Origin of the sequence: Solibacillus sp. R5-41 (assembly GCF_002736105.1) — a bacterium.
In the GTDB taxonomy this organism is placed as follows: Bacteria; Bacillota; Bacilli; order Bacillales_A; family Planococcaceae; genus Solibacillus.
The window spans coordinates 780,723-792,916 of record NZ_CP024123.1 but is presented as its reverse complement, the minus strand read 5'-3'; the positions used below and the strand labels follow the sequence as shown (position 1 = coordinate 792,916).

General features: G+C 36.5%; 11 protein-coding genes. 3 read left to right on the top strand and 8 right to left on the bottom strand.

All coding sequences use genetic code 11. From position 1 onward, the window contains the following. Positions 1-64 precede the first annotated feature (64 nt). From CSE16_RS03595 to fadH, 3 genes are all read right to left on the bottom strand, one after another. The gene (locus CSE16_RS03595; RefSeq protein ID WP_099422617.1) at positions 65-964 is read right to left on the bottom strand and encodes a transcriptional regulator CcpC; all 900 of its coding nucleotides are present in this window, start codon (positions 962-964) and stop codon (positions 65-67) included. Positions 965-1,314: 350 nt separating this feature from the next. After that, complete coding sequence (cbpB, locus tag CSE16_RS03590) at positions 1,315-1,758, bottom strand: cyclic-di-AMP-binding protein CbpB (protein ID WP_099422616.1); 444 nt, start codon at positions 1,756-1,758, stop codon at positions 1,315-1,317. Between the two features lie 476 nt (positions 1,759-2,234). Continuing rightward, entirely contained in the window at positions 2,235-3,002 is a 768-nt protein-coding gene (gene fadH / locus CSE16_RS03585) for a 2,4-dienoyl-CoA reductase (RefSeq protein ID WP_099425740.1), read from the bottom strand. A 206-nt stretch (positions 3,003-3,208) separates the two neighbouring features. On the opposite strand from fadH, the gene CSE16_RS03580 reads away from it, so the two are divergent. After that, entirely contained in the window at positions 3,209-3,388 is a 180-nt protein-coding gene (locus tag CSE16_RS03580; RefSeq protein WP_099422615.1) for a hypothetical protein, read from the top strand. Between the two features lie 57 nt (positions 3,389-3,445). Here the strand turns inward: CSE16_RS03580 and CSE16_RS03575 are convergent, their stop codons facing one another. The 5 genes from CSE16_RS03575 to CSE16_RS22110 form a co-directional block, all read right to left on the bottom strand. Further along, positions 3,446-5,611 carry an RNA degradosome polyphosphate kinase gene (locus CSE16_RS03575; protein ID WP_099422614.1) on the bottom strand — a complete coding sequence of 722 codons (2,166 nt, stop codon included), beginning with the start codon at positions 5,609-5,611 and terminating at the stop codon, positions 3,446-3,448. A 1-nt stretch (position 5,612) separates the two neighbouring features. Continuing rightward, on the bottom strand, positions 5,613-7,154 hold the full coding sequence (locus tag CSE16_RS03570; protein ID WP_099422613.1) for a Ppx/GppA phosphatase family protein: 1,542 nt from the start codon (positions 7,152-7,154) through the stop codon (positions 5,613-5,615). A gap of 159 nt (positions 7,155-7,313) precedes the next feature. Then, positions 7,314-8,219 (bottom strand): chemotaxis protein, encoded by a 906-nt coding sequence (locus CSE16_RS03565; protein WP_099422612.1) that lies wholly within the window; start codon positions 8,217-8,219, stop codon positions 7,314-7,316. A gap of 121 nt (positions 8,220-8,340) precedes the next feature. After that, on the bottom strand, positions 8,341-9,207 hold the full coding sequence (locus CSE16_RS03560) for an NAD(P)-dependent oxidoreductase (protein ID WP_099422611.1): 867 nt from the start codon (positions 9,205-9,207) through the stop codon (positions 8,341-8,343). A gap of 247 nt (positions 9,208-9,454) precedes the next feature. Further along, complete coding sequence (locus tag CSE16_RS22110) at positions 9,455-10,204, bottom strand: 3D domain-containing protein (RefSeq protein ID WP_099422610.1); 750 nt, start codon at positions 10,202-10,204, stop codon at positions 9,455-9,457. A gap of 398 nt (positions 10,205-10,602) precedes the next feature. Here CSE16_RS22110 and CSE16_RS03550 point away from each other — a divergent pair, with 398 nt between their 5' ends. Next, a complete protein-coding gene (locus CSE16_RS03550; RefSeq protein WP_099422609.1) occupies positions 10,603-10,938 on the top strand; it encodes a sigma factor-like helix-turn-helix DNA-binding protein in 336 nt (111 codons plus the stop codon). After that, complete coding sequence (locus CSE16_RS03545) at positions 10,935-11,957, top strand: DUF4179 domain-containing protein (RefSeq protein WP_099422608.1); 1,023 nt, start codon at positions 10,935-10,937, stop codon at positions 11,955-11,957. Before CSE16_RS03550 ends, CSE16_RS03545 begins: the two co-directional genes overlap by 4 nt. Positions 11,958-12,194: the final 237 nt, after the last annotated feature.

Sequence of the window (12,194 nt, the reverse complement as noted above, 5' to 3'; positions counted from 1 at the left end):
AAGCTGTCTCCATTTTTAAATTATTGGAGACAGCTTTTATTTTGGTCAAAATCAGTAGTCATTACTAATTTTCGCCCTTGGAATAATCATATAAGCATCTTGCGTGGTCTTGTACTACATCCACGAAAGCCTCGACTTGACGCAATTCAAATGAGGAATCATAGCCAATGAGCCACGTATCACGCGTAAGTCCGTGATCCTTTTCTGAATTAGTTAATGGAATTTTATTGACCTTTTCTTCCCCATTCAATGTAATGGAAGGTAAAATCGCATAGCCTATCCCGTTGACCGCCATTTGTTTGCACGTCTCGATTTGGTCGACGATAATTTGATGCTTTGGATTGAAATTAAAATGTCGCTGCCACCATTGCTGAATTTCTTGATAATAATTCGAATCACTTTTAAATTGAATGAACGGGCGGTCTGACGTCAATATTTCTTCTATATCCGCTAATTCCTTATCCACTAAATACATCATATCGCGAAATAAATGAATTTTTTTGCCTTTCCAATCTGCTTGACCACGAACAATTCCAACATGTGCCTCTCCTTCATAGAGAGCCTTTACAATTTCAGAACTCCAGCCCGTCATTAATGAAATTTTGGCATCTGGATATTTCGTCACAAAATCCTTTAACACTTTTGGCAACCAATTTTGGCCGACAATCGATGCACAGGCAATTTTCAATGTACCATGAACCTTTGAATTGAGCGCTTGAATCGTTTCAAACACTTCCTCCTGCTTTATAATGATTTCATTTGAATATTGGATCACTAATTCCCCCGCTGGTGTTGGTGTTAATCCCTTTTGTGAGCGAATAAATAGCTGTGCTCCCCATTCCTTCTCAATTGATTGCAAACGCTGCGATAATGCTGGCTGCGTTAAAAATAAACGCTCTGCCGCTTTCCGCATATTTTTTTCTTCTGCTAAAATCTTTATAATTTCTTCTTCATTTACAGTCATTACGATTCCTCCATTGCATGGCATGATAGCCGATCAATTATGCATCGGCTAACTCTTGTCCAGATTTTTTTCGAGCTTGCTCGAAAAACTCCTCTAAAAATCTGTGACATCCGCGGGGACTTTGGGTCAACACGATGTTGATTACAAAGGCGTTGTCACAGGAGGTGACGGGTTTAGCCTTTGTTCCCTTCCTTTAGCCAGAGTTCCACTACTTCAGCTGGAGTTTGAACCTCCACTGAATGAAGGACATACTTGGCATTCATTTACCACTTATAGAAGTGGAGGACTTCTGCTGAAGCAAGTTAAAAAATCGACAAAATCCCCCATTGGACTTTGCCGACTCTTGTTATCTATGCATTATGCTGATAAATATACTTTTTTAATTGCTTTAAAATAATTCGTCGCGTCATAATACCAACAAATGTGCCATCCTCATCCACAACACATAAGAAGGCATGGTTAATGACTAAATCAAGTGCACGCTGAAATGTATCTGAGAGCTTTAAATACGCAACCTCTGGATCCATAACCTCATCTACTCGAATTTCTGATAATTTTTCATATTCAATTCGTTCTAAACCTAAAATGGCCTCTGTTATCATTTTTGTACTTAATAAGCCTTGTAATCGGTACTTCATATCCAAAACAGGAATTGAAGAATAGCCTGTTTTCGTTAGTACGAGTAAGGCATGCTCTGCATTATTTCCACTCTGTACATGTGCTACTTTTTCAGATGAAATAATAAATTCACTAATAGGCAAATCCAATAAAGCTCTGTTGTTAACTGAAATCATGAACTTCTACTCCTTTATCCCGCTTATAACGGGCAGTAAACACTAAGTAAGCTGAGGAATCACCGCCGTCGAATCACTCTAGATATCAACGTAAACAGCTTACCTCTATCATAACATAATTACCAATTTTATGACCATGAATGGTGCCTAGTGATTGAAAAAGATGAGTAAGGTACTAGTCATGCCCTTCTCTCCCAATAAAAATACGCAACAAAACGAAATAAACTCCTCGTCTTGTTACGTATTTTTTATCAATCTTAGTCAAATATTCTATTTTGCCTTGGCATAATTGCGACTGGAATCCGCCGGGGGCTTGGGCCAACACGATGTTGGTCACTCTGGCGTTGCCGCAGGACGAGGCGTTTTTGGCCAGAGTTCCACTATTTTAGCGTTCGTTGAGACACCCACTGATTAGTAACCTAAAACCCACATTCATCTCACTACCTATAGAACTGGGAGATTTCTGCTGAAAGAAGTTAAAACGGGAATTGGTTTAGCCATGATCCACCATCAAGCGTGATACATTCTCCATTTAAGTAACTCGCTTTATCTGAAAGCATAAAAGTCGCTAAATCTGCAATTTCTTCTGGTGTCCCTAAACGGCGTAATGGAACTGAATTAATTGTACGCTTTGCTTGTTCTTCAGACTCCCATAATTTATCAGCTCCACCTGTTCGTTCAATCGGCCCTGGAGCTATGGCATTTGCACGAATTCCATATTGTGCGCCCCACTCAACGGCAAGCGTTCTTGTAATGGAAAGCACCCCTGCTTTAGCGGCAGCAGAATGGATGACACCTGCACCTGCACCCCAAGCATACGTAGCAACCATATTTAACATGGAACCTTTAATTCTGTTTTCAATCCAGTAACGTCCCACTGCCGACGAACAATAAAAAGTACCATTTAATACAATATCAATAACTGCTTTCCATCCATTTGGTGACAATTTTTCTGCATGCACTAAAAAATTCCCAGCAGCATTATTAACTAAACTATCTACTCGGCCAAATTTTTCAACCGTAAAATCAACCATTGCCTGTGCTTGATCTGGATCGCGTACATCCATTTGGAACGTTTCAATGGTAGAACCTAATGCTGAAATTTCATGCTTTGCATTGGCTAAACGTTCTTGATCGCGACCTGTAATAACAACATTTGCACCTTCTTTTACAAATTGTTTCGCCATACCAAGGCCCATCCCACTTGATCCACCTGTAATAATAATTGTCTTATTTTGTAACATCATAAAAACTCCCCCTTTTCCAAAAATGAACAACCATTCATTAACTTATTTTACTATAAAACTCAGAAAATACCTATAAATTTCTGAATATTTCTACTTTAATTCTTTTTTTTATTTTTGGGGTTATTTTTACTGATCGAAATACCATTAATTTAAACTCGTCAAATTAATTGGAAAGCAGATTTATTCGAAGGAGGTGTACTCTTATGAAAATTATAAATTCGATTGTAGGATTTATTATTATTTTTATAGGTTGCTTTTTTATGACCATTACAATTGAACATGAATCCTTCCAAACACTTATCTACAAATTTTTAGGCGCATTTATTATAATCGGTGGACTTCATTATCTTAAAAAGGTTTCTAATTTCGGTAAACAAAGATAGCTACATTAAAAAAAGCGTGTGCCAAAAATGGCAATACGCTTTTTCCTTTTAACGTTTTTATTCTTCAACAATCGTCCCTAAAGATTCAACTAAAAATATTTCTTGGCTATTAATGCGCGTATCACTATTATGGTCCTCTTTATAATGATATTTACCATTTGAATCTTGAATCCGCGCTTTTTGATTGTCTTTTAATTGCGCTTCCATAATTCCCATAATTCGTTTTTTAATGTCTGGGGAATAGATTGGGAATAAAATTTCCACTCGTTTAATCATATTCCGTGTCATCATATCTGCAGAAGATAAAAATAAATTATTTTCTCCATTATGATGGAACCAGAAAATACGCGAGTGCTCTAGGAAACGTCCAACAATACTCGTCACCGTTATATTTTCGCTGATTCCTGCAATCCCTGGACGAATACAGCAAATGCCTCGAATAATTAGTTCAATTTTTACCCCTTCAATAGAGGCTTCATACAGTTTCATCATTAAATCCTTGTCCGTTAAAGAATTCATTTTTGCACGAATAAAGCCATTACCATACTTTTTATGCATGTTAATCTCTTCGTTGATTAAATGAATGAACTCATCTCGAATATCAAAAGGTGCTACCACAAGATGATGGAATTCTGGTTTTTCTGTATAACCACTCAAATAATTAAAGAAGTTTGTTGAATCAATTCCAAATTCTTTCTTCGACGTAATGATGCCCATATCTGTATAAACTTTAGCCGTTGCATCATTGTAATTTCCTGTTCCAAGATGCACAAAGCGTTCAATTTTCCCGTGACGACGACGTACAACTAATGTAATTTTAGAATGCGTTTTCAAATTATTCATACCGTAAATAACTAAGCATCCTGCTTGCTCCAATTGTTTTGCCCAGTGTACATTATTTTCTTCATCAAAACGTGCTTTTAATTCTACTAATACCGTTACTTGCTTGCCGTTTTCTGCAGCTTGCTTTAGTGCTTGAATAATCGGTGAATTCCCGCTAACACGATACAATGTTTGCTTTATTGCTAACACACTCGGGTCTTTTGCCGCCTCTGCAATAAAATCGACAATCGGTACAAAAGATTCAAATGGATGATGGAAAAATAAATCTTGGATCAATGCTTTTTCGAAAATGTTTTCATCTGATTGCAAGTCTTGCGGTGGTTGTGGAATAAAGCTTACATATTCTAAATGCTCCCTGCCAACTGAAATCGCTTTAACAAATCCAAACATGGCCGTTAAATCGAGTGGCCCATCAATTTTAAAGACATCAGATTCTTCAATTTCAAATTCGTCTAGTAAATACTCTAAAACGTCATCATTCATTTCACCATCACGAACTTCTAAACGCGAACCAACGCCCCATTTACGCTTCTTCAACTCTTTTTCAATTTCAACGAGTAAGTCTTGTGCACCTTCTTCATGAATCGTTAAATCCGCATTACGCGTTAATCGGAATGCCTGCGTCGATTTCACTTTATAACCAAAAAATAAGCGATTAATATTATTTGAAATCACATCTTCTAATACAACATACACCGTTTCGTTATTTAGAGAAGGTACTTTTATAAAACGCTCTAACACGGATGGCACTTGAACAATTGCTACTTTGTCCATTCCTTCATTATCCATTCCGCTATTTTCTAGCATGACAAGTAAATTTAATGTGCGCCCTAATAATGTCGGGAAAGGACGATAAGCATCTACCGCTACCGGTGTTAATACTGGGAAGATTGTTTCCTCAAATAGTTCATTAATATAACTTTTTTGTTCTGGCGTTAGTAGTTTTAAATCTCGCACATACACATTTTCTTGTGGCAGTAAATCATCAACTAAATGACGATAAACTTCTGTTTGACGACGTACTAAAGCTTGTGTACGCTCCGCAATTTTCGCTAGTTGTTCTTTCGGTGTTAAACCCGATTTATTTTCAGGCTTATGGAAGTTAGCACGAATTTGATCTTGAAGACCTGCAACACGGACCATGAAAAATTCATCTAAATTAGAGCTAAAGATTGCTAAAAACTTTAAACGCTCTAATAATGGATTATTTATATCTTCCGCTTCCTCTAATACGCGTTCATTAAATGCTAACCAGCTTAGCTCGCGGTTATTATAATATTGTGGTTTGGCGATTTCTTCTAATAATCGTAACTTTGCTTCTTCATCGTTTGGTTGTAAATGGGGGTTCGAAACACGATTTTCTTCTACATTTGCCATCATACTAATTCCACCTTTCATTATTGAATACTAGTTGCACAGTTTTTTTAAATACGCGTTCAATATGTTTTTTTTGTTTTTCAGCTTGTGCGAGCTCTGCGATTGCACGTTCGTTCGTCGTGATGACAAGCCTGATGTAATCTTCTACTTTTTCCATTGCTATATTTTTTACGACAGATCGTTTCGTCATATTTAATGCATAAATAAACTTTAGTATCGCACCAAAATCCCGTAATTTTTTTAAATCATCCTTTGAAATCCATGTTTCAAACGGTTGTGCAAAACGACGGAAATAATCACGATTTTTATAGGATGCGATTAATGCCAGCTTCACTCGCTCTACATGCGATAAACCATCAATTGATTGATTCGAAATTAAATAAAACGTATGCTGACTGAAAGAATCCAATTCAATATATTCCCCAATGGCATACACACGTGCCGCCTTTTTCAATAACTGCAAATCGTTTTCCTCACGATTAAATAAATTGAATTGACAGCATTCCTCGTAAAATTGTGTAGCTAACTGTACGAGTAATTCTACTTCCTGCTCTGAACGTTTATAAGTCAAAGCTAGCCGCCGTGCGTTTTCATCAAAAACATTGTACTGATTGTACGCCTTTGGATTTCCCTGTAAAACACGACTAATTATGAGCCCTTCTCGTAACCCCTTTTTACTAATTTGGAAGTTATCTGTATGTACAACCGTCATTAGCGCTATAAAAACTTCAAGTGCAGGAACGATAATATCTGCTCGGTCTGAAGATAAACCATCTAACTGCTTTAACTGCTCAAAGGAAAGCTGTGTTAGATGATTTCGTAAATTCACTAAATCATTTTTTTTCATTTCGTATTGATGAACGCCAGATAACGGATACTCCACCTGCTGTTGATGAATTTGAGCGACATTTCGCGCACTTCCCCCAATTGCAATAACAGGTAAATTGACATCCTTAATCCAATCCATGGACATAAATTGCTTCGTGACAAAGCTTCGTAATTGCTCTCTTTCTTCGGCGCTAATAATCGTACCACTAACGAATCTTTGCATAAGTGAAACCGTACCAAATGGAAAACTAACAGATTTTTGTAACTTTTTATTGTTAAATACGGTAATTTCTGTGGAGCCACCACCAATATCAATTGTGACAGCAGATGGAGTATCCATTGAATTTGCAACTGCAACAAAACCATAATACGCTTCTTCATCTTCGCTTAAAATATCGATAGACAGTCCCGTTTCTTCCTTCATTCGCGCAATGATTTCAGTGTTATTTATTGCTTGCCTTATTGCGGCAGTTGCGGCAGCTTTCACATCGGTTACATCATAATCAGTCAAAATGAGTTTAAATGAATTTAGGATATCAGCTAAAAGGCAAATTCCTTCCTCCGACATTTCTCCACTTGGCAAAATATATGTTCGCAAACGTGCTACCGTTTTTATATTGCCAAATTCGCGCAAGCCCTCATTTTTGTCGTATGAATATAATACTAAGCGGACTGTGTTGGAACCAATATCAATAATGGCTGTCTTCAAATTTTCCATTTTACGCTGTCACCTCTTGCTGAAATTTAGTTAAACTAATTTACTTTTAACACTTATTCATACATCTACTTTTCAAAAAAAGCCGGAATTACTTTTTCAAGTATCCGGCTTAACTTTTAATTTGTACATTTACAACTAGAGTATTTATTAAACTTACATCTATAAAATTAACTTATCCATTTTTAAAATTAACTCTGCAATTTCTGGTTTTGAAATTTGTTCTTCTGCTCCAACTTGGTCACCTTTATGACGTAAATCATCTGTAATTAAGCTCGAGAAAATGATAACAGGTAATTTTTTCAAATCTGTATGTTCTTTAATTTTTTTGGTTAAATGGTGACCATCCATTTGTGGCATTTCAATATCTGTTACAACCATTTGTACATGATTTTCAATATTTTTGTCAGCTTTCACAAGTGCCTCTAAGTATTCATAGGCATCTCTTCCATTTTCGAAAAATTCTGTATTTACATAACCAGCTTCATTCATCGTATCAAATAACAGTTTTCGTAATAAAGGCGAATCTTCCGCGATAACGACTTTTTTCTCGGTGCGTTCACGCTTCCCTAGCTTTTTAACGGCATCTACACTAATACTTGATTCTGGATTAATATCAACCATAATTCGTTCAAAGTCTAATAATAAAATCATTTCATCATTACGCTTAATGACGCCAATTACTTGAGAAGTGCCACCTTGATACATATCAGAAGGTTTTTCAATCTGATCCCAAGAAATACGGTGAATTTGCGTTACATTATCCACATGGAATACAACTCGCTGTTTATTGAACTCTGCAACGATGTATTTTTGCTGTGGGCTACGGTTATCAGTCGGAATGCCTAAAACTTTTAACATATCTACAACTGGCAATACCTCTCCACGCAATTGAATAATGCCTTCCACATGAGGATGCACATGCGGAATAAATGTAACAGGAATTGGCTGAATAATTTCTTTTACTTTAATTACATTTATACCAAATTTATTATTAGCAACTTCGAATTCAACGATTTCTAGTTCATTAGTACCGCTCTCTAGTAAAATACCTTTTTGGTTCTCCAAAGTATGCTACTCCTTCCAATTTTCCCTTTTTTAATATACCTATATTGTATCATATGGTATTAAAATGTCATATAAACGTTTTGTGACACAATGGGAGACTAATTATTATCAAATATGTCAATTAACGATAGTATTTAATTAATGCTTGTGTTCCGTTCTCACCATAGCCTTCTTCAAGCAGCTTGTCATACATTGACTTTGCTAAGCTTAAGCCTGGTAATTGTAAATTCATACGTTCTGCCTCATCTAGTGCAATTTTCATATCTTTAATAATATGTTTTATATAGAAACCTGGATCTAAATCTTCGTTAAGAATGCGCGGTGCTAAATTGGATAATGACCATGAACCGGCTGCTCCGGCAGTAATCGAGCGCAATACATCTTCCATTTTTAATCCAGCACTCAAGCCATAAGCCATCGATTCACAGACGCCAATCATTCCAGATGCAATCACAATTTGATTACACATTTTTGTATGCTGTCCAGCACCTGCATTTCCTTGGTAGACAATATTTTCTCCAAACACTTCAAAAATTGGTTTTAGCTGTTCGAAAACTTCCTGATCGCCACCAATCATTAACGATAAAGTGCCATTTTTCGCCCCAATATCCCCACCTGAAACTGGCGCATCAAGACTATGTATTCCCATTTCTTTTGCTTGCGCATATAGCTTTTGTGCTAATGTTGGTTCTGATGTTGTCATGTCCACTACAATTGTACCTGCTGTTGCTGATGAAAAAATTCCTTGTTCACCATTATAAACTTCTTCCACATCAATTGGATATCCTACCATTGTAAAGATAATTTGCTGACCCTTACTCGCTTCAGCTGGTGTGGCAGCCCATTTTGCTCCTAGTGAGATTAATGCGTCCGCCTTACTTTTTGTACGTGTATAAATCGTTACTTCATGTCCTGCACTTATTAAATGTTTAACAATACTCGCACCCATTACACCGGTTCCAACAAATCCAATTTTTTTCGCTTCCATCTTCTATACCCCCAACTGTTTTTATTCCATTCTAACAAAATAAGGGTAAACTTCAATGTAACGAAAGGAATTGTTACATAATTTAAATAAATTTAAATAGTAATTTTCTTCAAATAGATCTCCATTACTCTCAGTGTCAATAAGTAAATATTTCGAATTGTGCTGTTGCCTGCATTGTGTAGACAACAGCACAATTTTCTCCATTTGGAAATCTGTAATATTCGCTCAGTCGCTATGGGCAGATTAATTAATTTAATACTTTTAGTTTTACTGTTTTGACGCCCCATGCCATTGCATTATCATAAGATGGAATAAACACATCAATTTTATTTCCTTTAATAGCTCCACCTGTATCTCCAGCAATCGCTTCCCCGTAGCCTTCTACCCATACCTTTGTGCCAAGTGGAATGACCCGCGGATCTACTGCGATTACTTTTTGATTTGGATTGGCTCGCAAATCAATACCATAAGCTGTCGTACCAGAACATCCTGTACAATAAGCCGTATAGGCTGTTGCGGTCATAACCATTTCTTTGGACTCCTCGGTAGAATCGGGAGGCTCCACTTCCACTTTCGGTTCCACGATAGGTGGTGGTGATGGGTTATTGGCAGTTACAACGTTTTTTTCCTGCTTTTCTGACTCATCTTTTTCAACCGTAATCACATTCGCTTCCTCAGCACTTACGTTTAATTCCTGACCAGGGTAAATCAAATAATCCGTTAAATGATTTATACTCATAAGTGAATCGAGTGAAATATTGTGCGCTAGTGCAATGCGGTACAAATTATCCCCCTCTACAACTGTATAAACTCTTTCCACTAAACCCTCGTTTAAAGTGACCGTCGAACCCCAATCGTAAAAGTTCATTTCTTCATCGACATATATATCGGTAAAATTGACATCACTTATTGGGGCAGGATAATCTGCTGCATACGTTACCGAATTCATCGAAATTGCAATAATTGCAAAGATAAAAAAAGCTCTAAATTTCAGCATAATGCTCCTCCTTTGTAATAATCTGGTGAATTTCGTCCAGTTTTACCCTAAAATTACAAAAGATAAACATTTTATAAAATAAAAAAAGGAACTTATTTCAATAACCACCTCTAAATGAGCATTTTCACATGCAAAATTCCCCACGGAAAATGACACGAATTCGCAGAAATTTGCTAGTACTCCGACTGAATTTTAGTTCTATCCATCATATTTCAGATTCTATCCATCAAACGTAATCCAACTCCCTTTATAGAAATAAAAGTTAAAATTGTACATCTATACGATATACTAATAATGACAAGCGCTCACTCAATGAATGCACTTTTTTGAGAATAATTTGTACATCTTCTCGTTGTACTAAGTGAAAAAGCTTTTATTCAAAAGAGGGAGGAAAATACATGAAAAGTACACCGATAAACTTTATTGTGCGAATAAAAAAACAAAAAGAAGACGCACTTGAATACATTATTGATGCGTATATGCCACTCGTAAAAACGATTGCTATGAAAATTTATGAACTAATACAAAAAGAAGCGAAAAATGAAATCTTATTTGCACTCACCCAATTAGAAGAGCTCGATCGCAACATTTTCATGATGAAATACTATTTAGAAATATCAAATAGTGAAATTGCAGATTCACTAGGGCTAACAAAAGCTGCTGTTGATAATCGGATATATCGCGGAAAAAAAGTATTGGCGACAAATCCAAAATTAAAGGAGCGATTCGTATGAGTATGAAAGAATGGATGGAGCTCGATGTGGACCAGCTTGAATTAGAAGATGTAACGAACATGGAAAAGTCACGTGTAAAACAGCATGTACTAAAAAAACGGAAGAAAACAACGATTTGGCGCAAACTACCCTTAGCAGCCATACTATTTATTAGTACAGCAACTGTAACAAGCTTTGCCTTCCCCTCAATTGCATCACAACTTCCATTTATGGATAATGTCATTCGCTTTTTTGATGATGAATATAAGCAGATTACAAATTTCGAAACGTTCTCAAGTGAGATTGGTTTGTCGCAAACGAGCAATGGGATGACCGTTATGATTGACAGTGCTGTATACGATGGGACAAATGTTACCGTATCCTTTGCAATTGAAACGGAATATGATTTTGGCGATTCCATGTATGTTCGTGCACCTCACTGGTTTGATGTTGTAGGGGCTAGTGGAAGCGGTGGAACTGACCGAATAACTAAAATAAGTGATACTCGTTATGTAGGGCTTGCTAGTTTCACACCTCGTTTTAAAAACGATGCCTATCCTGAAACAGTCGAAGTCACATGGAAGCCTGAAGCTTTTTATAACTCTGTTACAAATATAGAAGTCGAAGGTGACTGGTCATTTGCTTTTTCACTCGACCGTTTAGCAGGTAACTTACAGACCCTAGATAAAACCGTTGCAAATTCAGAGGTGAGCTTTACCCTTCAATCAATTGAATACACAGACGTTTCAACTGTATTCTCTTATAATCAAGAAGTTCAAGAAAGCTTGCTAAAAAAATGGAAAGAAGTAACACCTATTTTCTATATTACGGATAATCTGGGTAATCAATATATGGAGGGAACTGGCGGTGCTGGCTCAACATCCGATAACTATCGAACATTTGAGGGCACCACCTCGTTTGGAGCAATTCATGAAGATGCTTCCGAGCTCATTATTAAACCTGCTGCAATTGCAAGCTTAATGTACGGTATGGGACATATTGAAATAGAATTAGAGCCTATTGTAATTGATTTAAAGTGATTTGATAATCAAACATATTAACAGGGGCACCCTGCGGAAAATCAACTCTAGTAGTAACCTTTACAGAAAAAAAGCGTCCGTTCTGGAATGAAAGTCCCATCGCATTACGGTGAAAAATTAAGCATCAAAATTTTATAAAACAAAAAAGAAACTCATTCTCCCAACAGTTAAAGCTGTTAATGGAATGTAGTTTCTTTTTCAATTAACAATAATAATATAAATTGCGACATATGAAAC